General features: G+C 72.8%; 22 protein-coding genes. 7 read left to right on the top strand and 15 right to left on the bottom strand.

Going from position 1 to position 25,369, the window contains the following annotated elements:
* Positions 1-2,645 (bottom strand): DNA-directed RNA polymerase subunit beta (gene rpoB / locus ACFYYW_RS17965; RefSeq protein ID WP_387650024.1); only part of this gene is annotated, 2,645 nt, incomplete at its 3' end.
* A 255-nt stretch (positions 2,646-2,900) separates the two neighbouring features.
* Positions 2,901-4,883: an endo-1,3-alpha-glucanase family glycosylhydrolase gene (locus tag ACFYYW_RS17960; RefSeq protein WP_387650022.1), complete on the bottom strand. Its 1,983-nt coding sequence runs from the start codon at positions 4,881-4,883 to the stop codon at positions 2,901-2,903.
* A 315-nt stretch (positions 4,884-5,198) separates the two neighbouring features.
* Here ACFYYW_RS17960 and ACFYYW_RS17955 point away from each other — a divergent pair, with 315 nt between their 5' ends.
* Positions 5,199-5,606: an ATP-binding protein gene (locus tag ACFYYW_RS17955; RefSeq protein WP_387650020.1), complete on the top strand. Its 408-nt coding sequence runs from the start codon at positions 5,199-5,201 to the stop codon at positions 5,604-5,606.
* A gap of 30 nt (positions 5,607-5,636) precedes the next feature.
* On the opposite strand, the gene ACFYYW_RS17950 is transcribed toward ACFYYW_RS17955, so the two are convergent.
* Positions 5,637-6,158 carry a hypothetical protein gene (locus tag ACFYYW_RS17950; protein ID WP_387650018.1) on the bottom strand — a complete coding sequence of 174 codons (522 nt, stop codon included), beginning with the start codon at positions 6,156-6,158 and terminating at the stop codon, positions 5,637-5,639.
* A 73-nt stretch (positions 6,159-6,231) separates the two neighbouring features.
* Between ACFYYW_RS17950 and ACFYYW_RS17945 the strand changes: the two genes are divergently transcribed.
* Positions 6,232-7,191 (top strand): YbgA family protein, encoded by a 960-nt coding sequence (locus tag ACFYYW_RS17945; protein WP_387650039.1) that lies wholly within the window; start codon positions 6,232-6,234, stop codon positions 7,189-7,191.
* A 38-nt stretch (positions 7,192-7,229) separates the two neighbouring features.
* Here the strand turns inward: ACFYYW_RS17945 and ACFYYW_RS17940 are convergent, their stop codons facing one another.
* The 3 genes from ACFYYW_RS17940 to ACFYYW_RS17930 all read right to left on the bottom strand — a co-directional run bounded on the left by ACFYYW_RS17940 (position 7,230) and on the right by ACFYYW_RS17930 (position 11,352).
* The gene (locus tag ACFYYW_RS17940; protein WP_387650017.1) at positions 7,230-9,425 is read right to left on the bottom strand and encodes a SulP family inorganic anion transporter; all 2,196 of its coding nucleotides are present in this window, start codon (positions 9,423-9,425) and stop codon (positions 7,230-7,232) included.
* A gap of 194 nt (positions 9,426-9,619) precedes the next feature.
* Positions 9,620-10,093, bottom strand: coding sequence for a hemerythrin domain-containing protein (locus tag ACFYYW_RS17935; RefSeq protein WP_352329598.1), 474 nt, complete (start codon positions 10,091-10,093; stop codon positions 9,620-9,622).
* A 101-nt stretch (positions 10,094-10,194) separates the two neighbouring features.
* Complete coding sequence (locus tag ACFYYW_RS17930) at positions 10,195-11,352, bottom strand: AI-2E family transporter (RefSeq protein WP_387650015.1); 1,158 nt, start codon at positions 11,350-11,352, stop codon at positions 10,195-10,197.
* A gap of 235 nt (positions 11,353-11,587) precedes the next feature.
* Here ACFYYW_RS17930 and ACFYYW_RS17925 point away from each other — a divergent pair, with 235 nt between their 5' ends.
* From ACFYYW_RS17925 to ACFYYW_RS17915, 3 genes are all read left to right on the top strand, one after another.
* Positions 11,588-11,902: a hypothetical protein gene (locus ACFYYW_RS17925; RefSeq protein ID WP_352329595.1), complete on the top strand. Its 315-nt coding sequence runs from the start codon at positions 11,588-11,590 to the stop codon at positions 11,900-11,902.
* A 130-nt stretch (positions 11,903-12,032) separates the two neighbouring features.
* Positions 12,033-12,581, top strand: a complete 549-nt coding sequence (locus ACFYYW_RS17920; protein ID WP_387650013.1) for a copper chaperone PCu(A)C — start codon at positions 12,033-12,035, stop codon at positions 12,579-12,581.
* A 77-nt stretch (positions 12,582-12,658) separates the two neighbouring features.
* The gene (locus ACFYYW_RS17915; protein WP_352329591.1) at positions 12,659-13,072 is read left to right on the top strand and encodes a VOC family protein; all 414 of its coding nucleotides are present in this window, start codon (positions 12,659-12,661) and stop codon (positions 13,070-13,072) included.
* A gap of 40 nt (positions 13,073-13,112) precedes the next feature.
* Here ACFYYW_RS17915 and ACFYYW_RS17910 read toward each other — a convergent pair whose 3' ends face one another.
* From ACFYYW_RS17910 to ACFYYW_RS17900, 3 genes are all read right to left on the bottom strand, one after another.
* Entirely contained in the window at positions 13,113-13,943 is an 831-nt protein-coding gene (locus tag ACFYYW_RS17910) for a sugar nucleotide-binding protein (RefSeq protein ID WP_387650010.1), read from the bottom strand.
* A complete protein-coding gene (locus ACFYYW_RS17905; protein ID WP_387650008.1) occupies positions 13,940-16,327 on the bottom strand; it encodes an ATP-binding cassette domain-containing protein in 2,388 nt (795 codons plus the stop codon). The genes ACFYYW_RS17910 and ACFYYW_RS17905 overlap by 4 nt, the downstream gene beginning before the upstream one ends.
* 79 nt (positions 16,328-16,406) lie before the next feature.
* On the bottom strand, positions 16,407-17,063 hold the full coding sequence (locus ACFYYW_RS17900; protein ID WP_387650006.1) for a TetR/AcrR family transcriptional regulator: 657 nt from the start codon (positions 17,061-17,063) through the stop codon (positions 16,407-16,409).
* Positions 17,064-17,110: 47 nt separating this feature from the next.
* On the opposite strand from ACFYYW_RS17900, the gene ACFYYW_RS17895 reads away from it, so the two are divergent.
* Positions 17,111-18,601 (top strand): FAD-dependent oxidoreductase, encoded by a 1,491-nt coding sequence (locus ACFYYW_RS17895; RefSeq protein ID WP_387650004.1) that lies wholly within the window; start codon positions 17,111-17,113, stop codon positions 18,599-18,601.
* Between the two features lie 7 nt (positions 18,602-18,608).
* Here the strand turns inward: ACFYYW_RS17895 and ACFYYW_RS17890 are convergent, their stop codons facing one another.
* Positions 18,609-19,352 carry an SDR family oxidoreductase gene (locus ACFYYW_RS17890; protein WP_387650002.1) on the bottom strand — a complete coding sequence of 248 codons (744 nt, stop codon included), beginning with the start codon at positions 19,350-19,352 and terminating at the stop codon, positions 18,609-18,611.
* A gap of 265 nt (positions 19,353-19,617) precedes the next feature.
* Complete coding sequence (locus ACFYYW_RS17885; RefSeq protein WP_387650001.1) at positions 19,618-20,226, bottom strand: TetR/AcrR family transcriptional regulator; 609 nt, start codon at positions 20,224-20,226, stop codon at positions 19,618-19,620.
* A gap of 58 nt (positions 20,227-20,284) precedes the next feature.
* On the opposite strand from ACFYYW_RS17885, the gene ACFYYW_RS17880 reads away from it, so the two are divergent.
* Positions 20,285-20,563 (top strand): antibiotic biosynthesis monooxygenase family protein, encoded by a 279-nt coding sequence (locus tag ACFYYW_RS17880; protein WP_387649999.1) that lies wholly within the window; start codon positions 20,285-20,287, stop codon positions 20,561-20,563.
* Positions 20,564-20,565: 2 nt separating this feature from the next.
* On the opposite strand, the gene ACFYYW_RS17875 is transcribed toward ACFYYW_RS17880, so the two are convergent.
* From ACFYYW_RS17875 to ACFYYW_RS17860, 4 genes are all read right to left on the bottom strand, one after another.
* Positions 20,566-21,237, bottom strand: coding sequence for a response regulator transcription factor (locus ACFYYW_RS17875; protein WP_352326411.1), 672 nt, complete (start codon positions 21,235-21,237; stop codon positions 20,566-20,568).
* Positions 21,234-22,541, bottom strand: coding sequence for a sensor histidine kinase (locus ACFYYW_RS17870; RefSeq protein ID WP_387649997.1), 1,308 nt, complete (start codon positions 22,539-22,541; stop codon positions 21,234-21,236). Before ACFYYW_RS17870 ends, ACFYYW_RS17875 begins: the two co-directional genes overlap by 4 nt.
* Complete coding sequence (locus ACFYYW_RS17865) at positions 22,538-23,497, bottom strand: alpha/beta hydrolase (RefSeq protein ID WP_387649995.1); 960 nt, start codon at positions 23,495-23,497, stop codon at positions 22,538-22,540. The genes ACFYYW_RS17870 and ACFYYW_RS17865 overlap by 4 nt, the downstream gene beginning before the upstream one ends.
* A 115-nt stretch (positions 23,498-23,612) precedes the next feature.
* On the bottom strand, positions 23,613-25,367 hold the full coding sequence (locus ACFYYW_RS17860) for an ABC-F family ATP-binding cassette domain-containing protein (RefSeq protein ID WP_387649993.1): 1,755 nt from the start codon (positions 25,365-25,367) through the stop codon (positions 23,613-23,615).
* Between the last annotated feature and the right edge of the window lie 2 nt (positions 25,368-25,369).

The raw sequence follows: 25,369 nt of genomic DNA, 5'->3' as shown, positions 1-25,369 counted from the left end.
AACGGCATGTCCTCGACCGGCAGGATCTTGGAGATGACGCCCTTGTTGCCGTGCCGGCCGGCCAGCTTGTCGCCGTCGGTGATCTTACGCTTCTGCGCGATGTACACCCTGACCAGCTCGTTCACCCCGGGCGGCAGCTCGTCACCGTGTTCCCTGGAGAAGGTGCGCACGTCGATGACCGTGCCGCGCTCCCCATGCGGCACCTTCAGCGACGTGTCGCGGACCTCGCGGGCCTTCTCCCCGAAGATGGCGCGCAGCAGCCGCTCCTCCGGGGTCAGCTCGGTCTCGCCCTTCGGGGTGACCTTGCCGACCAGGATGTCGCCGGGCACGACCTCGGCACCGATCCGGACGATCCCGCGCTCGTCGAGATCGGCCAGGATGTCCTCGGAGACGTTGGGGATGTCCCGGGTGATCTCCTCCGGGCCCAGCTTGGTGTCGCGGGCGTCGACCTCGTGCTCCTCGATGTGGATCGAGGAGAGGACGTCGTCCTGGACCAGGCGCTGGGACAGCACGATCGCGTCCTCGTAGTTGTGGCCCTCCCACGGCATGAACGCCACCAGCAGGTTCTTGCCGAGCGCCATCTCACCGTCGTCGGTGCAGGGGCCGTCGGCGATGACCTGGCCGGCCTCGACCCGGTCGCCCTCGGCGACGATGGGCTTCTGGTTGAAGGAGGTGCCCTGGTTGGAGCGCCTGAACTTGGCGACCCGGTAGGTGGTGCGCGAGCCGTCGTCGTTCATGACGGTGACGTAGTCGGCGGAGACCTCCTCGACCACGCCGGCCTTCTCGGCGCTGATGACGTCGCCGGCGTCGGTCGCGGCACGGTACTCCATGCCGGTGCCGACCAGCGGCGCCTCGCTGCGGATCAGCGGCACCGACTGGCGCTGCATGTTCGCGCCCATCAGGGCCCGGTTGGCGTCGTCGTGCTCCAGGAACGGGATCATCGCGGTGGCGACCGACACCATCTGGCGCGGCGACACGTCGATGTAGTCCACCTCGCGGGAGGCCACGTAATCGGTCTCGCCGCCCTTGGTGCGGACCAGGACGCGGGCGTCGGTCAGCTCGCCGTCCGCGCCGAGTGCCGAGTTCGCCTGGGCGACGACGAACCGGTCCTCCTCGTCGGCCGTCAGGTAGTCGATCCGGTCGGTCACCCGGCCGTCCACGACCTTGCGGTAGGGCGTCTCGATGAAGCCGAAGGCGTTGAGACGGCCGTAGCAGGCGAGGTAACCGATGAGGCCGATGTTCGGCCCCTCGGGCGTCTCGATGGGACACATCCGGCCGTAGTGGGACGGATGCACGTCGCGGACCTCCATCCCGGCCCGCTCACGGGACAGACCGCCGGGGCCCAGGGCGTTCAGCCGCCGCTTGTGCGTCAGGCCGGCCAGCGGGTTGATCTGGTCCATGAACTGCGACAGCTGCGAGGTGCCGAAGAACTCCTTCATCGACGCCACCACCGGCCGGATGTTGATCAGGGTCTGCGGCGTGATCGCCTCGACGTCCTGGGTGGTCATCCGCTCGCGGACGACGCGCTCCATGCGGGCCAGGCCCAGCCGGACCTGGTTCTGGACGAGCTCGCCGACGCTGCGGATGCGCCGGTTGCCGAAATGGTCGATGTCGTCGATCTCCACGACGACCTCGCCCATGGACGTCTCCCCCGCGTGCAGCCGCACCAGGTACTCGATCATCGAGACGATGTCGTCCTCGGTCAGCGTGCCCTGCGTGATCTCGGCGTCCACCCCGAGCTTCTTGTTGACCTTGTAGCGGCCCACCTTGGCCAGGTCGTACCGCTTGGGGTTGAAGTACAGGTTCTCCAGCAGGGTCTGCGCCGACTCCTTGGTCGGCGGCTCACCCGGCCGCAGCTTACGATAGATGTCCAGCAGGGCGTCGTCCTGGCCGGCCGTGTGGTCCTTCTCCAGCGTCGCGCGCATCGACTCGTACTGGCCGAACCGCTCGAGGATCTGGTCGTTGGTCCATCCCAGCGCCTTGAGAAGCACGGTGACGGCCTGCTTGCGCTTACGGTCGATGCGCACACCGACGCTGTCGCGCTTGTCGATCTCGAACTCCAGCCAGGCACCCCGCGACGGGATGACCTTGCAGCCGTACAGGTCCTTGTCCGAGGTCTTGTCGACGTTACGTTCGAAGTAGACACCGGGCGAACGGACCAGCTGCGAGACCACGACACGCTCGGTGCCGTTGATGATGAACGTGCCCTTCGGCGTCATGAGCGGGAAATCGCCCATGAACACCGTCTGGCTCTTGATCTCACCGGTGGTGTTGTTGATGAACTCCGCCGTGACGAACATCGGGGCGGAGAAGGTCATGTCCTTGTCCTTGCACTCATCGACTGAGTACTTGGGCGGCTCGAACCGGTGGTCGCGGAACGACAAGGACATGGTCCCCGAGAAGTCCTCGATGGGACTGATCTCTTCGAAGATCTCTTCGAGGCCCGACTGGGTCGGGACGTCCCTGCGCCCGGCCTGACGAGCCGCCTCCACCCGGCCCTTCCACTTCTCGTTGCCCAGCAACCAGTCGAACGACTCGGTCTGCAGGGCGAGGAGGTCAGGAACTTCGAGGGGCTCCTGGATGCGGGCGAAAGAGACGCGAGGAGGACCGGCGGGAACGACGGGAACACTACGTGCGGCTGCCAACAGTTGTCCTTCCGGAGGGCACGGACGGAATCGAACTGCGCGCACGCCAAACGCCCGGATCGAAATCCGGGGCGTCGAAGGGCGGCGCGAGGCAGCAGCATAACCCAACTGAGAAACGAATGTCCACACTTACTATAAGTGTCAACCTCGGTGCCGCCTTCAGCTTTTCACAGCAGGGCGCGCTCGTCAACTCCCCCGCCGGGAACGAGGGGCGGCGCGGGTCCGCGCGGGCGGCGCGGACCCGGGCCGGCGCGGTCATCGTTCGCTGGAGGCCGCGCGGTAGTGCAGGTCCTGCACGTAGGGCGTCGCGGTGATCGGGTACGGCGAGACCACCTTGGCCGCCGTCGCCGACCCTCTGGCGACCGTCGCCGACGCGGTCCCCGCCTTCAGCGGGAACGTCCTGGCCGACACGCCGGCGGGCGCGTCGTAGCTCTGCGTCGTGCCGCCGACGGTCACCGACACCCTGGCCGCCGCCGTCAGCATGGTGAGCACCTCGACCGTGTCACGCGCGGCCGTGCTGCCGCCGCGCAGCTTCATGAGCTTGGTCTGCGCGAAGGAGGGCTGGGCCGCGACCGGCTGGACCCGGTGGGTCAGGTACGCCGCGTCGTTCGTGATCTTCGGGCAGCCGAGCTTGTGGCAGGTCAGGTAGTAGGCGTTGATGTCCAGGTACGTCCAGCCGGCGTTCCTGGACGGCGCGAACTGGGTGTTCTCGGAGTAGTCGTTCCAGGTGGTGAGCTGGACCCAGTCGGCCTTGCCGTCGATCGCGCCCTTCCACGTCGCCCGCAGGTTCTCGGTGTTGCCCGCCTCGTCGAAGACGCCCTGGTTGGGGCGTTCGTCCTGGACGGACACCGGCTGCATCCAGATCTTGCCCATGCCGTGCGCGCGGTCGATGTTGCCGCCCAGGGCGGCGTTGGCGGCGGGGTTGCGGTTGCCCCAGTTGGAGAAGCCGTAGCTGATCGAGGCGAACGCGTCCCGGTACTTGTTGAAGTCGAGGAAGCAGGGCACCAGCGCCACCTTGACGCCGTGCTCGGTCTCCATCGTCCTCATCCAGGCCGCCCACCAGGCGGCGGTGCGCCCCTCGGCCTTGAACGGCGCCACCACCAGGCGGTCGTCGGCGAGCCGGTAGACCGACTTCGAGGCGGCCAGCTTGGCCATCGCGGCGGCGAACGCGGCGCTGTCCACCGAGGCCAGGCCGTTCGTGTCCGGCATCAGCACGATCTTGAACCCGGGGTCCACGGCCTCGGCCGCCTTGATCAGGTTCTGCACCCGCGTCCAGTGGGCGCTGGTGATCGACAGGATGTCGACGGTGAAGCCGTCCAGGCCGGCCGCGACGGCCTGCTTGACCTCGGTCTTGAAGTCGGCCAGCGCGTAGTCGCCGCTGATGGGGTCACGTCCGACCGGCCGGTCGCGCAGCAGCCCGCCGTAGGCGGCGTGCTTGCCGCTCTCGCCGTCCGGCTTGAGGTAGTTCCTGGCGTAGTAGTCGCCGGCCGGGGCCTGGTTGTCCAGCGACACCGGATACGGCGTGAAGTAGTGCGCGAACACCTTCCTGGCCGACCCGCGCAGGGCCGCCTTCCCCGGCAGGACGAACGGCAGCGGCCCGTCGGTCTGGCCGCCGCCCTCGGTGTAGGTGACCGTGAGCTTCGGGCCGCGGTTCCCGGTCTCGCGCGAGGACATCAGCACGGTGGCGGTGGCGTCGCCGCCGGTGAGAGCGAAGGCGTACGTGCCGTCGCCCTTGACGGCGGCGGACACGTCCAGCCTGACCGTCGTCCCGGCGGTGAAACCGGTGTGCGAGGCGACGGCCGCGGCGCCGAGCTCGGGGCGGGTGTTCCAGGTCGTGGCCGCCTCGGTCCAGGAGCCCGGCACGGGACGGACCGACACGGTGGTGTCCGTCGTCCTGGCCGGGACGACGTCCAGGGTGACCTTGATGTCCTCGGCGTCCTCCGGGATCCCGGTGACCTTGAAGCGGGCCAGGCCGACCCGCTGGCCCGCGGCGGCGCTGCCGCACGCGGCGCCGCAGACGCTCATCCAGGTCGCGGTCGCGAAGCTCTTCGCCGGCTCGGCCTGGCTGATGAACACGTCCTCCGTGGCGGCGAACGTCACGGTGAGGGGTGCGACGGCGGACGCCTGCGCGGGCCCGGCCGCCCCGGCGGGCACGGCCGCCCCGGCGGGCACGGCCGCGCCCGCCAGCGCGGTGAGCATCGCCACCGCGGCCGGCAGGGCCCGATATCGGTTGAGCATGGAACTCCCTTGGCTCTCGGTACGCCTCCGCAGCAGCGGAGCCGCGTTGCATCGCCCACGATGGAGCAAGATCGAGTCACCGGCCAGGAGTTCCGGATAAATTCCCCATTTGGAACGATGCTATTTTTCAGCCCCTCGGCACGTCATTGCGGTCAGGCGGCCCGCCGCCAGGAATTCCCCTGGCCGGGCATTGGCGCGGGAGCCGCGACTCGGGCAGGATGGGCCAGCCCTCTTCTGTCTCCGCTTGGCCTGCGCGCACGGCCGGGTCAATGTCATCATGGGCACACGGTGTGTGATTCCGGGTAGGAGGGACCGATGTCCGAGCCTTCCCCCGGCGCTGCCGCGAGCTGGCCGATCAGCCGAGACCTCGCGGGGCTGCGGGAGCTCGTCCGCCGTCACGCGGTCGAGGCCGGGCTGGCCTCCCAGCGCGGTGACGACCTCGCGCTCGCCGCCAACGAGGCCGTCACCAACGTCCTCGACCATGCGGGCGGGGCCGGCTGGGTGCACATCTGGGCCGACGACGACTTCCTCACCGTCGAGGTCGGCGACCACTCGGGCAGCCTGCGGCCCGACGCCTGCCCCGACGCGCGTCCCCGGATCGGGCCGGGCGGCTACGGCCTGTGGGTGATGCGCCGCCTCTGCGACGAGTTCGTCATCACCCAGACCGGCGCCTCCTCCCAGGTCCGCCTCCGCATGGCCCGCACCCGCCCCACCGGCGCCTGACCCGAGAAGCGGGCCGGGCGGCCGCCGCGGTCAGGCGGTCTCATCCACGCTGCGCCGGTGCCATTCGGCCAGCTCGACGAGCAGCCCGTCGGCCGCGCCGCCGAACATCGCGGTCAGTTCCTCCGCGTCGTCGACCACCACCACGTGGTCCAGCAGGTCCGCGCGCAGCCGGGCCGCCCTCGGGTCGCCGGCGCCGTCCGGGTCGAAGGCGGTGGCGGCCAGGAACAGGCCGCCGACGCCGGCCAGCGCCGCGGTCTGCCGGGCCTGCGTGCCGAGCACCGTCGCCGCGTCGGCCGGCACGGCGGGCAGCGCCGGCCGCCCGTCGCGCAGCAGCAACGTCAGCGGACGGGCGGGCACCTGCTCCCCCGCCTCGCCCGCCGGCACGTGGACGCTCCCGTCGGCGTGCCGCGCGGCGTGCCGGGGACGCCCCCAGGGCAGGCCGTCGGCCTCGTCCTGCGCACTCGCGCGCGTGAACAGGCCGCCGTCGGCGTCGACGACGAGGTCCCCAGGCTGCCACTGCTCGCCATCAAGCGGAATGTGCGCATTCGTCATGCCTGAACGCTACGCCCTGGTTGCGACAAATCTCGGTGGCGTGCGGACGCACGAGCTGGGCATCTGTCAGGACATGGCGCAGGCGCAGGATTGGGGCAGGCCGCGGGTGGCGGTGTCGAGCTGTCTGCTCGGCGAGCCGGTACGGCACAACGGCGGGCACAGCCGCGCCCGTTTCCTGACGCAGGAGCTGGCGCCGTTCGTGGACTGGGTGCCGATCTGCCCCGAGATGGAGATCGGCCTCGGCGCGCCCCGCGAGACGCTGCGCCTGGAGCGTTCGCCCGCCGGTCCCCGCCTGATGACCCGGCAGAGCCGCCGCGACCTCACCTCCGCCATGGACGAGCTGGCCGCCGAACGGTCCCCGCGCCTGGCGGCCGACGGTTACGTGTTCAAGGCCAAGAGCCCGAGCTGCGGCATCCACGGCATCCCGCTCTACGCCGGTGACCATGCGGTGACCCGCGACAACCGGGGCCTGTTCGCCGGCGCGGTGATCGAGGGCCACCCGCTGCTGCCCGTCGAGGACGAGGGGCGGCTCAACGACGCCGTCCTGCGGGAGGCGTTCGTCGAGCGCATCTTCGCCCACGCGCGGCTGCGGGAGCTGCTGGAGGGCGACTGGCGGCCGCGTGACCTGGTCGCCTTCCAGGCCCGGCACAAGATGCAGCTGCTGGCCCACTCGACCGAGGGCTACCGCGAGACCGGCCGCCTGGTCGCCGCCGCGGGCGTCCGGCCGCGGGAGGAGCTGGCCGAGGAGTACGGCACGGCGTTCCGGCGGGCGATGGCGGTCAAGGCGTCGATCGGGCGCAACGTCAACGTGCTGCAGCACTGCCTCGGCATGCTCGGCGACGAGCTCGACCCGGTGCGCCGCGCCGACCTGGTCGAGGTCATCGGCTCGTACGCGGCGCACCGGGTGGCGCTGAGCGTCCCGCTGACGTTGCTGCGCCACCACGCCCGCGGCGAGGCGGCCACCTACGTCCAGGACCAGACGTACTTCTCCCCCTACCCGGAGGAGCTGGGCCTGCGGAACCACGTGGTGTGACCCCGCCGCGCCGGCGGACCGGCGCGGCGGGGAGGCGATTAGGTGGGGGTGGGCTCGGTCGGCAGCGGGCCGTCCGGCTCGGGGGCGGCGGACGCGCGCGGCGGCACATGGTGCACCCGCGCCGAGCCGATGTCGAAGTACAGCCCCACCAGCGTCAGCCGCCCGGCCCTGACCTGCTCGTCGACCTTGCGGTAGGTCCGCAGGTTCTCCAGCTGCTGCTGGATGTTGAGCCGGCACAGCGCGTCGAGGGCGGCGTCCTCGGCGGAGGGGTCGTGGCCGCCCTCGCCGAGCCGGTCGAGGCTGGCACGGCCGTGCCGCAGCCAGCGGCTGAGCTGCGGCAGGCCCTCCGTGGTCGCCGGGCCCTTCAGCAGCGCCGCCATCGCGCCGCAGCCGGAGTGGCCGCAGACGGTGATGGTGTGCACGCTCAGCACGCCGGTGGCGTACTCGATGGCGGCGGCCACCGAGTCGTCGTGCGGCTCGGAGCCGGCGCACGGCACCAGGTTGCCGATGTTGCGGACCGTGAACAGGTCGCCGGGCCCGCTGGAGGTGATCAGGCTGGGCACGATCCGCGAGTCGGCGCAGGTGATGAACAGGTGCGAGGGACGCTGCTGGGTGGCGAGCTGGGTGAAGATGGGCCGCAGCAGCGGGGCCGTGCGCTTGTGGAACTCGTCCGCGCCCTGGGCCAGGCGGCACTCGATCGCCGCCGTGGCCGACAGCGGACGGCCGCGGTGGGTCCACGGCAGCCACCAGCGGCCGGGCGCCTTGGGCGGGCTCTTGGCCGGGAACATGCGGCCGCCGCTGGCCGCCATCGTGTACCACTCGTCGTGCAGCTCGTCGATGGTGACGGTGCCGCCCAGGCGCTCGTGGTCCAGCCGCCAGGAGTGGATCGCGTCGAAGGCGGCGTTGTCCATGAAGTCGATGTTCAGGTCGAGGTCGACGGCGACGCCCGGCGGGATGGCGCGCAGCTCCTGGGTCAGCCGGGGCACGCCCAGGAAGGTGAGCGAGCCGGAGACCGTCGCGTGCATGACCCCGCCGGGTTCCTGCCGCTTGTCCACGGTGACCCGGGTCAGCCGCCGCAGCGCCAGCAGCGCGGCCAGCGCCAGCCCGGCCAGGACGCCCTCGGCCAGCCCGACCAGGATCACGCCGGACATGGTCATGACGTAGACGGGCACCTCGTTGTGGCCGTGGACCTTCCTGAGATGGCCGAGGCTGATGGTCTTGATGCCGATGAAGACCAGCAGCGCGGCCAGCGCCTCCATCGGGATCAGCTTGATCGTCCAGCCCAGGCAGAGGGCGAACAGCAGCACCCAGGCGCCGTGCAGGGTCGCCGACCAGCGGGTGCGGGCGCCCGCCTGGATGTTGGTGGTGCTGCGCACGATCACGCCGGCGACCGGGAGCCCGCCGAGCACGCCGCTCACCATGTTGGCCACGCCCTGGCCGGTCAGCTCGCGGTCGAGGTCGGAGCGGGGACCGGTGTGCATGCTGTCGGTGGCCACGCAGCACAGCAGCGACTCCGCCCCGGCCACCAGCGCCACCAGCAGCACGCCCATGGCGATGTGCTGCCAGTCGCCGGCCGGCAGCACGGGAGGCGCCCACGCGGTGATCGCGCCGGACAGGTCGATGCGGGTGACGTTCCAGCCGAACACCGCGGCGGTGACGGCGGCGGCGAGCAGCGCGGCCAGCGGCGCGGGGATCGCCCGGACGTGCTTGGGCATCCGGCTCCAGGCCAGCAGGACGGTGATGGTGAGGATGCCGACCATGACCTTGTGGCCGTGCAGGTCCATGATCTGGCTGGGCAGCTCGGCCAGGTTGGCCCACGGCGACTGCTCGGGGCTGCCGCCGAGGACGACGTGCAGCTGGGCGAGCGCGATGATGATGCCGACGCCGGCCAGCATGCCGTGGACGACCGCGGGCGAGACCGCGAGGGCGGCCCGGGCCGCCTTGAACGCGCCGAGCAGCACCTGCAGGCCGCCGGCCAGGATCGTGATCAGGCAGGTGGCGCGCCAGCCGTAGGTCTGCACGAGACCGGCGATCACCACCGTCAGGCTCGCGGTCGGACCGCTGACCTGCACCACCGAGCCGCCCAGCCGCCCGGCGACGATGCCGCCGACCGCGGCGGCGACGAGCCCGGCGGCCAGCGGCGCGCCCGCGGCCAGGGCGACGCCGAGTGAGAGGGGCACCGCGACGAGGAACACCACCAGCGATGCCGGCACATCGTGTCTGAGAGTACGCATGACGCTACTCTCCGTAGTTATATTCATGCGGCACACCTTAGTGCCAGATCAACCCCACGTCGGACGACGGTAAAACGCGCCGGACATGTCCCTGCTGTCCGGCGCGCCGCCCTGCCGCGTCGCCCTACCGCGCGGCGTCCTCGCAACTCACGGTGACCGTGGCCGCCACAAGCCGTTCCGTCCCGCGTTGTCCGCTAGGAGGAGGCGCTGGGGATCTTCAGGGGGTCACGCGGGGCCTCGGCCTTGGCCTTGGCCATCTGCTCCCCCAGCTCCTGCAGCCGGTTGCGCCCCATGGACTCGCGCACCTGCGGGAACCACTCCTTCTCCTCCTCCTCGACGTGGTGGCGGACGTTCTCCATGAGCACCGTCATCTTGGCGTCGTAGCGCTCGTCGGCCGGGTCGAGGTCCTTCAGCTCCGACAACATCCAGACGACGACGTGGTGCTCCTCGACGCTCTCCAGGATGTGGTCGGTGGTGTCGGGGGTGCCGGAGCGGGCGGCCGGGTAGAAGATCTTCTCCTCGATGTAGGTGTGCGCGGTCAGCTCCTCGATGACCTGCGCGACGATCTTCTGCTTGGTCTTGTGGGCGTCCTTGCCCGCCTTCTCGAACTCCTTGAACAGCTTCTCCACGGTCTTGTGGTCCTCTTTGAGCAGCACGATCGCGTCCATGGACGGCCTCCCTGGGGTCGGGACGCCCGGCGGGGACGAGGGATGCCGGGCGTCGGGTCCGCCCCAGGTACCCCGAGGTCAGGCGCTCACACCCGGCGTCCTCAGTGACGTTCCTGACGGGGCAGCACGACGTGGTTGACGATCACCTGGATGGCGGCGGCGACCGGGATGGCCAGCAGGGCGCCCACCACGCCGAGCAGGGCGCCGCCGATGAGGGCGGCCACGATGGTGGCGGCGGCCGGCACGTCCACGGACGACTTCATCACCTTGGGCGCGATCAGGTAGTTCTCGATCTGCTGGTAGACGACGAAGAAGATCAGGGTGGCGATGGCCACCGGGAGCGAGGCGAACAGCGCGACCAGCGTGGCGATGCCCGCGCCGATGAACGCGCCGATGAGCGGGATGAGGTCGGTGACCGCCACGATGATCGCCAGGGCCAGCGCGTACGGCACCCCCGCGATCGACAGGAAGACGAACGTGGTCACGCCCGCGATCAGCGAGATGATCAGGTTGCCGGCCACGTAGCCGCCGACCCGGTTGAGGATCTCGTCGCCGAGCAGGCGGGCCCGGTCCCTGCGGCTCCTTGGGATCAGCCGGTAGCCGGTGCGCGTGATGGAGCGCAGCGCGCCCAGGAAGTACAGGGTGAGGATGAGCACGGTCAGCGTGGAGAACACGGCGCTGACCACGATCGAGGCGATGCCGAGCAGCCCGCCGAACACCTGCCGTCCGAGGTCGCCGCTGGTCAGGTACGCCTGCAGCCGCTCCAGGAGCTGGTAGCGCTGGTCCAGGTCGCGGATCTGGGGGTTGTTCTGCAACTGCTGGATGTAGGTGGGCAACTGCTCGGCGAACTGTCCCGCCTGCTCGGACAGCGCCGGGATGATCGCCATGGCGAACCCGGCGAACAGCACGATCACCGCCGTGAACACCGCGGTGATCGCCGCCCAGCGCGGCAGGCCGTGCTCCTCCAGCCAGCGCACGGCGGGATCCAGGCCGACGGCCAGGAACAACGACACGACGATCAGCAGCAGCATCGAGGCGCTGGCGGTGAGCGCCTGGACCAGCAGCCAGGCGGTCAGCACGCCGAGCGCGGCGGTGAACCCGAAGACGAAGGGCGTGCTGCCGAACGGCCGTCCGGGCCTGCCGAAGGGCAGCCCCGTCGTCTCCGGGCGGGAGCCGGAGGCGTGGCCGTCGCGGGCGGCCGCGGACGCCGCGCCGGCTTCGCCCGGCAGGGCGGCGGAAGTGAACTGATCACCAGACATGGGGGCTCCTGAACCTGAGAAACCCCCTTCTCTGCCCGGCCGCGGCGCGGTCTACCGTCGCCGCCGCCCCTCGTGGTCCGGACGGGGCCGCCGCCTGGTGATCAAGCCGCTGACCTGCGCCGTTTCGCCGCACTCGGCTGGGGGTAGGCCGCTCATCCCGGGGCCGGCGGGCTCATCGGCCGGCCGGTGCCCCCGTCGCGGGGGCCGGGCAGGACACGAGCCAAGGAAGAACGGCATGGGGGAACCGCAGCAGGTGCAGGTCGAGATCCTCGACCAGGTCGCCATCGAGGACCTGATCGGGAAGGTGGAGGACGTCGCCAGGCAGCCGGGCGCGGCCGACCGGGTGGCCCGGTGGCGGGCCGAGCACGGCACCGAGCACGCCACGCCGAAGGCCCGCTCGTTCGTCGTCGTGGGCCCGACGTTGATGTTCCTGCACCCGTGCCCGGACGGCGTCGTCCTGCCGTTCGCCGCGTACCCGGACGGGACGGTGAAGGTCTACACCGATCCCGAGCACGCCGGTCTGAGCTTCTACCGCGAATCCGGCGGGTAGGCGGGTCCGGCATGGGGCCCGGTCAAGGGGGTACATCGTGGTTGCGGTCAACCCCCCGCAGGCGGCGCTCGCGCGAGCGGGCCCGCGCTGTGGCCTCGTCACCGGCCTCACACCACACGAAGGCACGAACATGAGGACATCACCACGGGGCCCGCGAGCGCTGCTGCTGCCCTTCCTGTCGGCCCTGTGCCTGCTGGCGCTGCTGCCGGCCTGCAACCCGGGGCAGCGGGAGTCGCCCCTCCCGCAGGGCACCGGCCGCGAGGGGCTGGTCGACGGGCAGGTGGGGGCGATGCGGCTGTTGCACGTGCACATCCTGGCCCCGTCCATGGAACAGCAGAAGGCGGGCGACGACCTCGGCCTCTACCTGACGCTGGTCAACGAGAGCGACCAGCCCCAGAAGCTCGACGGCGTCAGCACCGTGCACGCCAGGAAGGTCGTCTACCGCGCGGGGCCGGGGGCGGCGCAGGAGGAGGTCAACGTGACCGTCCCGGCTCGCTCGACCGTCTCGCTGCAGGAGGGGCAGAGCCGCCCGCACCTGGAGATCCTCGACATCGACCGCCCGCTCGGGGCCACGCCGATCGACGTCACCTTCCGCCTGACCACCGGCACGACCACCCTGCGCATCCCGGTGCTGCCGCTGGAGCGGGGCGCCGGCACCCCCGTCCCGGGCCACAGCTGAGGCCACCGGAAACGCGGACGGACGGCGGTCAGGAATCGAGAAGCGTCGTCCGGGGCGGCGGAACTAGCGTGACCGGCATGGACATCACCATCCACTCCAGCTACCTCCCCCACGACGACCCGGACGCCTCCCTCGCCTTCTACCGCGACGCCCTCGGCTTCGAGGTGCGCGGCGACGTCGGCTACGACGGGAAACGCTGGATCACGGTCGGCCCCGCCGGCCAGCCCGACACGTCGATCGTGCTGCAGCCCCCGGTCCCCGACGGCTGCGGCATCACCGAGGACGAGCGCCGCACCATCGTCGAGATGATGGCCAAGGGCACCTTCGCCGGCATCAACCTGTCGACCGACGACCTCGACGCCGTCTTCGACCGGCTGGCGGCGAACGGCGCGGAGATCGTCCAGGAGCCGGCCGAGCAGCCGTACGGGGTGCGCGACTGCGCCGTGCGGGACCCGGCGGGCAACCTGATCCGCATCAACCAGCGGCTCTGAGACGGCGAGCTCAGCGGCGCCGAAATCGGAGGCGGCGAGGTCAGGGGCGGCCGGGGTCGAGGAACCGGCGCGCGCCGCGCAGCCTGGTCCGCAACAGCCGCTGGGTGGCGGCGCAGTCGAGGCGCACGTCCAGCGGGCCGGGCACGCCCGAGTCCGCGCGCCGGCCCGCCGGGAGCAGGTCCGGGTCGAGCCCGTCGCGGCGGGCGACGAGCAGGCCCAGCTCGTACCGGCTGACCGCGTCGGCCCCGGCGACGTGGCGGACGCCCGGCGGACCGGCGGCGGCCAGCTCCAGCAGGGCCGCGGCGAGGTCGGCGACGTGCACCGGGCAGCGCACGTCGTCGGTGAACAGCACGCCCTGCGTCGTGCCGGTGGCCAGGGCGTGCACCAGCGCCTCGTGCGACGAGCCGCCGTCGCCGATGATCAGCGACGTCCTGGCGATCACCGCGTCCGGCGCGACCGCGGCCACGACGGTCTCGGCGGCCGCCTTGGCCGCGCCGTACGGGGTGATCGGGTCGGGCAGGCACGTCTCGTCGTAGCGGACCGCCGCGCCGGAGAAGACCGTGTCGCTGGAGACGTGCACCAGGCGGCTGCCCGCCGCGGCGGCGGCCAGGGCGACGTGCGCGGCCCCGGTGGCCGTGGTCGCCCAGTCGCGCTGCCGGAAGGCGGCGTTGACGACCGCCGCCGGCCGGACGGCGGCGACCAGCGCCTCGACGTCGGCGCGCCGGCGCACGTCGAGCGGCGCCCAGGCGACGCCGGCCGCCTCCCCCGGACGGGTGTGGCAGGTCGCGGTCACCTCGTGCCCGGCCGCCGCGCCCTGCCGGACGAGCTCGGCGCCCAGGAAGCCGCTGCCGCCGACGACGAGCAGCCTCACGCGGACGTGCCGCCGACGTAGGCCGCCAGGTGCTCCCCGGTGAGGGTGGAGCGGGCGGCGACGAGGTCGGCGGGGGTGCCCTCGAAGACGACCCGGCCGCCGTCGTGACCGGCTCCGGGGCCGAGGTCGACGATCCAGTCGGCGTGCGCCATGACCGCCTGGTGGTGCTCGATGACGATCACCGACTTGCCGCCGTCGACGAGCCGGTCGAGCAGGCCGAGCAGCTGCTCGACGTCGGCGAGGTGCAGGCCGGTGGTGGGCTCGTCGAGCACGTAGACGTCGCCGCTCTTCTCGGCCATCTGGGTGGCCAGCTTGAGCCGCTGCCGCTCGCCGCCGGACAGCGTGGTGAGCGGCTGGCCGAGGCTGAGGTAGCCGAGCCCGACGTCGGCGAGCCGGCCGAGGATGGCGTGCGCGGCCGGGGTGCGCGCCTCGCCCGCGCCGAAGAACTCCTCGGCCTCGGTCACCGGCATCGCCAGCACCTCGCTGATGTTCCGGCCGCCCAGGCGGTACTCCAGGACCTCGGCCTGGAAGCGCCTGCCCTCGCACTCGTCGCACACGGTGGCGACGCCGGCCATCACGCCCAGGTCGGTGTAGAGGACGCCGGCGCCGTTGCAGTTGGGGCAGGCGCCCTCGGAGTTGGCGCTGAACAGGGCCGGCTTGACGCCGTTGGCCTTGGCGAACGCCTTGCGGATCGGGTCGAGCAGGCCGGTGTAGGTCGCCGGGTTGCTCCGCCGCGAGCCGCGGATCGGGCTCTGGTCGATCGACACCACGCCCGCGCCGGCCGGTATGGAGCCGTGCACGAGCGAGCTCTTGCCGGAGCCGGCCACGCCGGTGACGACGACCAGCACCCCGAGCGGGATGTCGACGTCGACGTCGCGCAGGTTGTGCTTGTCGGCCCCGCGGATCTCCAGGGCGCCGGTGGGCTTGCGCACCTCGTCCTTCAGGCGGGCCCGGTCGTCGAGGTGGCGGCCGGTGACGGTGCCGCTGGCCCGCAGCCCCTCGACGGTGCCCTCGAAGCAGACGGTGCCGCCCTCCGTGCCGGCGCCGGGGCCGAGGTCGACGACGTGGTCGGCGATGGCGATGGCCTCCGGCTTGTGCTCGACGACGAGCACGGTGTTGCCCTTGTCGCGCAGCCTGACCAGCAGGCCGTTCATCCGCTGGATGTCGTGGGGGTGCAGGCCGATGGTGGGCTCGTCGAAGACGTAGGTGGTGTCGGTGAGGGAGGAGCCGAGGTGGCGGATCATCTTGACGCGCTGCGCCTCGCCGCCCGACAGCGTGCCGGCCGGCCGGTCGAGGGACAGGTAGCCCAGCCCGATCTCGACGAAGGAGTCGAGCGTACGGCCCAGCGTGGCCAGCAGCGGCGCCACGGACGGCTGGTCGAGGCCGCGGATCCACTCGGCCAGGTCGGTGATCTGCATCCGGCACGCGTCGGCGATGCTGACGCCGTCGATCTTCGAGGACCGGGCCTCCGGGCTGAGCCGGGTGCCGTCGCACTCGGGGCAGGTGGTGAAGGTGACCGCCCGTTCGACGAAGGCGCGGATGTGCGGCTGCATGCCCTCCTTGTCCTTCGACAGGAACGACTTCTGGATCTTCGGGATCAGGCCCTCGTATGTGAGGTTGACGCCCTCGACCTTGACCTTGGTCGGCTCCCGGTAGAGGAAGTCCCGCATCTCCTGCTCGGTGAAGTCGCGGATCGGCTTGTGGGGGTCGAGCAGGCCCGACTCGGCGTAGACGCGCACGGTCCAGAAGCTGTCGGACTTCCAGCCGGGGATGGTGAAGGCGCCGTCGGCCAGCGACTTGGAGTCGTCGTAGAGCTGGGTGAGGTCGATGTCGGAGACCGTGCCGCGGCCCTCGCAGCGGGGGCACATGCCGCCCAGGCGGGTGAAGCTCTGCCGGACCGTCTTGCTGGAGCCGCGCTCGACGGTGATCGCGCCGCTGGCGCGGACGGAGGGGACGTTGAAGGAGTAGGCGTTGGGCGAGCCGATGTGCGGCCGGCCGAGCCGGCTGAACAGGATGCGCAGCATGGCGTTGGCGTCGGTGGCGGTGCCGACGGTGGAGCGGGGGTCGGCGCCCATCCGCTGCTGGTCGACGATGATCGCGGTGGTCAGCCCTTCCAGGACGTCGACCTCGGGCCGGGCCAGCGTCGGCATGAACCCCTGGACGAACGTGCTGTAGGTCTCGTTGATCAGCCGCTGCGACTCGGCGGCGATCGTGGCGAACACCAGCGAGCTCTTGCCCGAGCCGGACACGCCGGTGAACACCGTCAGCCGGCGCTTGGGGATCTCGACGCTGATGTCCTTGAGGTTGTTCTCGCGCGCGCCGTGGACGCGGATCAGATCGTGGCTGTCGGCGATCTGCCGCTCGGGCGGCGTGTGCGTGCTCATCGTCTCTCCATCTTCTCGCGCGGGCCCCCGTAGGCGTCGCCGGGCCGGATCCGGCCGGCCACGAGGGTACGGCCTCACGTTAGTGCGGGTCGCGGGGTGGATGCTTCTCCGATCCTGACCGGACGGGCGCCAGCCCCCGCGCCAGCACGTCGAACGCCAGGTCGAGCGCCGCGACGTGGTCGGGCAGCACGTCGGCGGCCCGTTCCCCGGCCAGCTGCCGGGCCGCGGTGGCCAGGAAGGCCGCGCGGAAGGCGCCGACGAGCAGCGCCGCGGTCAGCCGGCCGGGCAGCTCCTCGCCGGACTCGTCGATCAGCGCCGCGAGCACGGCCTCCAGCTCGTCGGCGATCTCCCTGGCGCGCGCCCGCAGTGCCGCGGAGCCGGCCACCACCCGGAAGAAGTGCACGAACCGGTCGTCGACCCCGCCGAGCGGATGGCCCTCGCGCGCGTGCCGGACGAGCATGTTCCGCAGCGCGGACAGCACCGGCTCGCCCGCCAGGCGGCCCCGGACGGTGTCGGTGACCAGCTCGACCAGCTCGGGGACGCGGTCGAAGAAGATGTCCTCCTTGCGGGGGAAGTAGTTGAACACCGTCACCTTGGAGACGTCCGCCGCCTCGGCGATCTCGCCGATGGTCACCTCGTCGAAGCCGCGTTCGTAGAACAACATCGAGCCGTGGTCGGAGATGCGCCTGCGGGTCTCGGCCTTCTTGCGTTCGCGCAGCGATGGAGTCTCTTTCACGAGAAAAGTGTATCGCACTTAAAATTTAGTCGGGTATAGTTTTCGCCATGGACTACGACGTGATCATCTCTGGTGGCGGCCCCGTGGGCCTGATGCTCGCCTGCGAGCTGCGGCTGCACGACGTGCGCGTGGCGGTGCTGGAGCGGCTGACCGACATCGACCAGACGGTCAAGGCCGGCTCGGTCAACACGCCCACCGCCGAGGCCTTCTACCGGCGCGGGCTGCTCCCGGTGCTGGAGGAGGCCCAGGCCGAGACCATGAAGGCGTTCCAGGCGTTCATGGCCCAGCGGGGCGGCGCGGCGCCGGCCGGGCAGCCCAAGATGTCCGCCTTCGCCGGGCATTTCGCCGGACTGTGGCTGCTGACCGACCTGGTGGACGAGAGCGACCCCGACTTCGCCGACCGCGGGCCGGCCGCCCGCCTGAGCGGCATCCGGCAGCAGGACATCGAGCGCGTGCTCGGCGAACGGGCCGCCGAGCTCGGCGCGGACGTGCTGCGCGGCGTGGAGCTGACCGGCTTCGAGCCCTCCGCCGACGGGGTCGTGGTGCGGGCGGGCGAGCGGGAGCTCCGCTGCGGCTGGCTGGTGGGCTGCGACGGCGGCCGCAGCACCGTGCGCCGCCTGGCCGGCTTCGACTTCCCCGGCACGCCCCCGCAGATCACCGGCCACCAGGCCGTCGTGACGATGGAGGGCGACGAGGGGCTAGGCACCGGCTGGACGCACACCGCCACCGGCACCTACGCCAACGGGCCGACCCCCGGCCGCATCCTGACCGTCGAGTTCGACGGGCCGCCGGAGGACCGCACCACGCCGGTCACCGCCGAGGAGCTGCAGGCCAGCCTGCGGGCCGTCGCCGGCGTGGACGTCACCGTCACCGGCGTCAAGACGGCCACCCGCTTCACCGACAACGCCCGCCAGGCCACCACCTACCGGCTCGGCCGCGTCCTGCTGGCCGGCGACGCGGCGCACGTCCACTCGCCCTTCGGCGGTCAGGGGCTCAACCTGGGCATCGGCGACGCCGTCAACCTCGGCTGGAAGCTCGCCGCCGTCGTCCGGGGCCGCTCGCCCGAGGCGCTGCTGGACACCTACACCGCCGAGCGCCACCCCATCGGCGCGTGGGTGCTCGACTGGACCCGCGCCCAGGTGCAGCTCATGCGGCCCGAGGCCGGTTCCCGGGCGCTGCGGGCCGTCGTGTCCGACCTGATCGGCACCACCGCGGGCACCACGTACTTCGTCAAGCGGCTCTCCGGCGTCTGGCACCGCTACGAGCTGCCCGGCGCCCACCCGCTGGTCGGCCGGAGCGTCCCCGACCTGGAGCTGGCCGACGGCACCCGGGTCGGCGACCACCTGCACGAGGGGCGCGGGCTGCTGCTGGACCTCGGGGCCGGGCTGGCGGCCGACCCGCGGGTGCCCGTGCTGGCGGCCAAGCCGGTGGACGTCCGCGACTTCGGCGGCCTGCTGGTCCGGCCGGACGGCGTCGTCGCCTGGGCGGGCGACGCGCCGGACGCCGCACTGGAGGAGGCTCTGGCCGCCTGGTTCTGACGGCGCCCTACTGGCCGGCCGCCCACTCCTGGTACGTGGTCCGGCCCAGCGCAGCGTCGTCGCCGGGCACCAGCGAGCGCTCGGTCAGCTCGCTGCCGAAGTAGCGGGCGTGCTCGTCGGCGACCACCTCGCGCGGGTCGCCGAGGCCGGCCAGCGCGTCGCGGAAGAACTCGTCCATCCGGTACTGCTCGGGGCCGGCGACCTCGGTCCGGCCGTTCAGGGGCGCCCCGAGCGCGACCCGGGCGAGCGCCGCCGCGACGTCGTCGCCCGCGACGGGCCGGAACAGCACGGGCGCGATGCGCACCTCGCCGCCGGCGGCCGACTCGTCGGCGATGCTCCGCACGAACTCGAAAAACTGCGTCGCGTGCACCAGCGAGTACGGCAGGCCCGACTTCTCGATCAGCCGCTCCTGGGCGATCTTCGCGGCGAAGTAGCCGTTGTCGGGCATGCGTTCGGTGCCCACGACCGACAGCGCGACGTGGTGGCCGACGCCCGCCGCCGCCTCGGCGGCCAGCAGGTTGCGGGTGGAGGTCTCGAAGAACTCCAGCACCGCGCCGCGCTCGAACGACGGCGAGTTGGAGACGTCCACCACGACCTGCGCGCCCTCCAGGGCCTCGGCCAGCCCCTCCCCCGTGACGGTGTCGACACCGGTCCTCGGGGACGCGGCGACCGCCTCGTGCCCCTCTCCGGCCAGCCTGCGCACGAGCTTCGACCCGATCAGGCCGGTCCCGCCGATCACGACCACCTTCATGACGACCTCCCTCATCGCCCGGGGCACCTCGTGTGCCGTCCGGTCGCCGGCTGATGTCATGTCCAGCCGGCGGCCCGGCGGCACCCGTCGTGACGCCTCCATTACCCGGCGATGTCCTGTCATGTCCGTACGGCCGGGGGCGGCGGGAGGTGGCCCGCGCCTGCGCCTGCGCCCGCGCCCGCGGCTGCGGCTGCGGCTGCGGCTGCGGCTGCGGGGACGGCGGAGGGCGGAGGGGCGGAGGGACGGGCCGCGCCCGCGGCTGCGGTCAGTCGTGCGCGGGCGGCAGCGCCCCGGCGACCAGGGCCCGCAGGGCGGCCAGGGCCGCGCCGGCGTCGACGCGCTCGGGGGCGACCAGCCACTGCTGGTGGATGCCGATGCCGGCGCCGATCAGCGCGACGGCCAGCGGCTCCACCGGCAGGCCCGGCGGCAGCGGCAGGCGTTCGAGCCAGCGCCTGCAGTGGTCGCGCAGCGTGTCGTGGATCTCGACGTAGCGGTCGCGGATGGGCGAGCCGGGCTCCAGCGCCTCGACCAGCAGGGTGACGAACAGCTTGGTGGTCGGCAGGGCGAACATCGCGCCGACGCCCTGGTCGAACGGCCCGAAGTCCGGCTCGCCGTCGTCGGGGGCGGGGGCGGGGGCGTCGGGGGCGTCGGCGAGGCCGGCGCGCACCCTGGCCACCGAACGTTCGAGCACGGCCAGCAGCAGGCCCTCCTTGCCGCCGAAGTGCCACGGGATGGACCCGCGGCTGATGCCCGACCGGGCGGCCACGTCGTGGAACGTGGTCTGCCGGTAGCCCTTCTCGGCGAACAGCTCGGCCGCCGCGTCGAGGATGAGCTCACGGCTCTCGTTGCTGGTCTGTTCCCGTCGCGTTGTCACGCCACCCCCTCTATGCTATCAATCATATTCTATGTTGACCAACACAGAGGAGTGTCCCGTGCACGTCGCCATGATCGCCACGCACTATCCGCACGCCGCCCACCGGGAGGAGTTCGTCGAGCGGGTGCGCAAGGTGGCCGAGGCGTTCCGGAGCACGCCCGGCTGCCTGTCGGCCGAGTGCTGGCTGTCGGAGGACGCGGTGGTCTCCATCGTGCGCTGGGAATCGGACGAGGCGTTCGCCGCGTCGCTGGCCGCGCTGAGCACCGCCGACCTCGACGTGGCCTTCGACGAGCGCGAGGCCCGGCCGCGCGAGATCGTCCGGCTGGCCGCCGCCTGAGGTCAGTAGCCCGAGGGGCGCACCAGCCCCGTCTCGTAGGCGAAGACCGCCGCCTGGGTGCGGTCGCGCAGCCCGAGCTTGACCAGGATCCGGCTCACGTGGGTCTTGACCGTCTGCTCGGCGATCACCAGGCGCTCGGCGATCTCGGCGTTCGACAGGCCCTGCGCGATCAGCGCCAGCACCTCGGTCTCGCGCTCGGTCAGGTCGCCCACGCGCTCCTTCAACGGCGCCCGCGGCGCGCGGCTCACCCGGGTGAACTCGGCGATCAGGCGCTTGGTGACGTTCGGGGCCAGCAGCGCGTCGCCGGTCGCCACCACCCGCACCGCGTGGGCCAGCTCGGCCGCCGAGGCGTCCTTGAGCAGGAAGCCGGACGCCCCGGCGCGCAGCGCCTCGTAGACGTAGTCGTCGAGGTCGAACGTGGTCAGGACGAGCACCTTCGCCGACGCGTCCGGACGGGCGGCGATCCGGCGGGTGGCCTCGATGCCGCCGAGCTCGGGCATGCGCACGTCCATGAGGACGACGTCGGGGTCCAGCTCGGCGACCTTGTCGACGGCGTCGAGCCCGTTGACGGCCTGGCCCACCACCTCGATGCCGGGCTCGGCGTTGAGCAGCACGGTGAAGCCCTGGCGGACCATGACCTGGTCGTCGGCGATGAGCACGCGGATGCTCGTCATGAGGTGGCCTGGACGCCTTTCTGCGAGTCGACCGGCAGGAACACGCTGACCTCGTAGCCGCCGTCCGGCGTGGGCCCGGCGACGAGGTCGCCGCCCAGCATGGCGGCGCGCTCGCGCATGCCGAGCAGCCCGTGCCCGGCGCCGGGCGAGGGCCGCGCCGGCCTGGCCGGCGGCTCGTTGACGACCCGGATCGCCAGGGCGCCGGGCCGATACGTCAGCCGGACCGCCACCGCCGCGCCGGGGGCGTGCCGCATGGCGTTGCTGAGCGCCTCCTGCACGATCCGGTACGCCGACAGCTCCACCCCCGGCGACAGCGGGCGCGCCTGCCCGGTGATCTCGGCCGTGAGCGTGACGCCCGCGCCGCGCACGTTGGCCAGCAGCTCCTCCAGCCGGTCGAGCGTGGGCTGCGGCGCGTCGGCCGGCTGGTCCTGCGCGCGCAGCACCCCCAGGACGCGGCGCAGCTCGGTCAGCGCCTCGACGGCGTTCTCCCGGATGCCGGCCAGGTTCTCCCTCAGCTCCTGCGGCGGGTCGTCCACCAGGTGCGGCGCGACCTGGGCCTGGATGGAGATCACCGACATGTGGTGGGCGACGACGTCGTGCAGCTCGCGGGCGATCCTGCTGCGCTCCTCCAGCAGCGTGCGGCGGGCCCGCTCCTCGGCCGTCAGCTCCTCCTGGGCCTCCAGCCGGGTACGGGTCGTCCTGAGCTGGCGCACCCCGGCCCCGACGGCGACCGCGACCGCGTCGGCCAGCATGGCGGTGGCGCCCAGCCCGCCCCCGTTGGCCTCCGGCATGAGCACCGCGATCGCCACCACGGTCAGCGTGGTGATCGCCAGTGCTTTGACGGCGACGCCGGGGCGTACCCGCAGCGCCAGCAGGAACAGCACCCCGGCCTGCAGGGCGACGCCCGAGCCCGTCCACGGGAAGGCGGACGGGTCGGCGGGCGGGAAGGGCAGCCGCTCGTACGTCTCGGGGTGCACCGTCCAGGGGAAGCTCAGCTGGTGCGACACGTACACCATGCCCGACCGCGCCCCGGCGACCATGAGGACGATCGTCGCCCAGAAGGCGGCCAGCGGGCGCCACATCGCCAGCACCATGGCCGCCGCCATGGCCATGGCCAGCAGCGGGACGGTCGGGTCGATGCCCTCCCCGCCCGGGTACAGGCCCATGGCCAGCGCGTACAGGGCGACGACGACGTGCGGGAGCCGGGACAGGGCGCGCGGGCCGCCCATGCGGGGCAGGGGGTCGGGGGCCATGGTCCACAGGTCCGCGCCCAGCCTGGCGAGGGCCCTGCGCAGCCTGCTCATCCGCCCTCGCCCACGTTCGTTGTGTCCTGGCTTGTGCCCTTGGTCCAGCTTACGGGTGAGCCGATCACGATCCGCGCGAGGTTCGCCAGCGCCGTCGATCCGGCCGCCAGGTAGTCGCTGTGGCCGCCGCGGCCCGCGTCGAACACCCGCGCCCCGAACCCGGGCGCGACCGGGTCCCCGCCCAGCCCCAGGGTGCCGGACGGCAGCTCGACGGACACGTGCGGCAGCCGGCCGACCCAGTCCCCGGCCGTGCGCCCGGCCCACACCGGCGTCCGGGTGCGCAGCGCCGCGACGTCGGCCGCGCCCGCTCCCGGGCTGCCGAACAGGACGAGGGCGGCCACGTCCAGCCCCGGCGCGACCCGGCCGCACACCGCCGAGCCGTAGGAGTGGCACAGCAGCGAGATGCGCGCGCCGGGACGGAGGACGCGCAGCTCGTCCAGGAAGGCGCGCAGGGCGGGGGCGGCCCGATCGGCCCGGCCGAGGGTCAGCGCCTGGAGGCTCACGCTGCTCGGGGTGGCGTACCCGAGCCAGGCGATCACGGCCGACCGGTCGCCCAGCGCGGCGCGCAGGCGCATCGAGCCGCCGCGCAGCAGGCCGTACTTGTCGAGGGTGATGCCCGCGCCCGGGACCAGCACGGCGATCCGGGCGGCGGTGGCCAGGTCGCCGAACACCTCCACGGCCCGGCCGGCGTCGCGGCCGTCGAAGGACAGGAACCGGCGGGCGGGATCGGCCATCTCGCGCAGCGCGGCGGCCCGGCGCCGGTGGCCGCGCCGGACGGCGTCGCGCTCGGCCGCCAGGATCGCCGCGCGACCGGCGGCGTACCGCTCGGCGAGCCCGGACGGCGGCGCCGCGGCGGGGATGGGCGCCGGCACCTCCCCCGACACGCACGCCGCCGGGCCCGCCACCGAGGCGGCGACGAGCGTGGCGAGCAGGAGGCGGCTGCCGCGGTTGCCCATGGGAACCCTTCCGACGGGGGGACGGTTCCCTCGACGCTACGGATCGCCCCCGGCCGCGCGCCTCCCGCTGCGGAGCTCACTTCCCGCGTAGCTCCCAGGTACTACGGGACGTACGTCAGCCGGCCCCGCGCAGGTGCAGACGGCGGCCCCGCCAGCGGGCGCGCAGCCAGCGGTCGTGGCTGGCCACCACGATCGCGCCGGGCCCGTCCGCGGCGATGGCAGCCTCCAGTTCGTCGGCCAGGCCCGGCGACAGGTGGTTGGTGGGCTCGTCCAGCAGCAGCACGTCGGGAGGGTCGGCGATCAGCAGCGCCAGCGCGAGACGGCGGCGCTGGCCGACCGACAGCTCCCCCACGCGCAGGTTCGCGTCGCGGGCGCGGATCAGGCCGAGCGAGCGCAGCGGCACGGCCTCGGCGCGCTCCGGCCCGAGGACGTGCTCGTAGGTCTCCCGCACCGTGCGGCCGGGGTGCTCAAACGTCGTGTCCTGGGGCAGCAGGCCGACGGTCAGGCCCGGCCGCCGCCGTACCGGCCCGGCCGGCTCCAGGTCGCCGGACAGGACCGCGAGGAGGGTGGACTTGCCCGCGCCGTTCGGGCCGGTGACCAGCAGCCGGTCCCCCTCCTGCAGGTCGAGCCGGTCGAGCGCGAGCCGCCCCGCCACCCGGACGTCCCGCACCGACACCAACGGCCCGCCTCCCCGCCCCACCGCATCCTCCCGACCTTCGGGAGAAGGGAGGGTGGCGTCGCCCCGGTCCCCCTGCGGACCTTCAGGGAGAGGGAGGGCCGCGTCCTCACGGTCGCTCTCCGGGCCTGCGGGGGGAGGGAGGGGGGCGGTGAGGCGGGGGTGCAGGCGGAGCGGGGGCGGTGGGGCGGGGACCTGGTCGCGTTCCAGCTCGGCGAGCCGGCGGGCGGCATCGCGCACCCGCCGGGAGATCTGCTGCTGCACCCGCCCGGCGCGGTGGCCGTAGCCCATCTTCTCGTTGTCGCGGCGCAAGCCGTCCTGCGCGACCCGCCGCGCGGTCACCGCGACGGCGCGGCGCAGCTCGTCCAGTTCCTCCTGCTCGGCCGCGTGCCGCCGCTCCCAGCGTTCGCGCTCGGCGCGCCTTCTGGTCAGGTACGCGCTGTAGCCGCCGCCGTACCGGACGGGGCCGTCCACGGCGGGGTCGAGGTCGAGCAGGTCCGTGCAGACCGCGTCGAGGAAGGCCCGGTCGTGGCTGGCCACGACGACCACGCCGGTCATGCCGCGCAGTTCCTCCTCGACGAAGACGGCGGCGGCGTCGTCGAGGTGGTTGGTGGGCTCGTCGAGCAGGAGCGCGCCGGGCCGCCTGATCAGCAGCGCGGCCAGGGCGAGCCGGCCGCGCTGCCCGCCGGACAACGTCCCGAGCGCCCGCGTCCCCGGCACGCCGCCCAGTCCCAGCCGGTCGAGGACGATCTCCGCCCGCCGGTCGGCGTCCCAGGACTCGTGCCGTTGCGCCTGGTCGAGCCGGGCCCCGTACGCTTCGAGCAGCGCCGCGTCGTCCGGCGACCCGGCCAGCTCGCGGGTGAGCCGGTCGAGCTCGGCCAGGTCCGTGCGCGCCTCGCGCAGGGCGTCGTCGAGCACGTCGGCGAGCGTGTCGCCGACCGCGAACGGCAGCTCCTGGTGCAGGAAGCCCAGGTCGGCGGGGCGGACGACGGTCCCGGAGTCGGGCTCGTCCACGCCGGCCAGCAGGCGCAGCAGCGTGGACTTGCCCACGCCGTTCTCGCCGATGAGCCCGATCCGGCGGCCGGGGGCGGCGGTGAGCGAGAGGCCGTCGAGCACGCGCCGCGTGCCCAGCGTCCGGACGAGATCGTGGGCCAGCAGCGCGTCACTGACGGGCGGGCAGGGGTTGGAGAGCATGT

Origin of the sequence: Nonomuraea sp. NPDC001831 (assembly GCF_042892035.1) — a bacterium.
GTDB lineage: Bacteria > Actinomycetota > Actinomycetes > Streptosporangiales > Streptosporangiaceae > Nonomuraea.
This window is presented reverse-complemented; position numbering and strand designations above follow the sequence as displayed.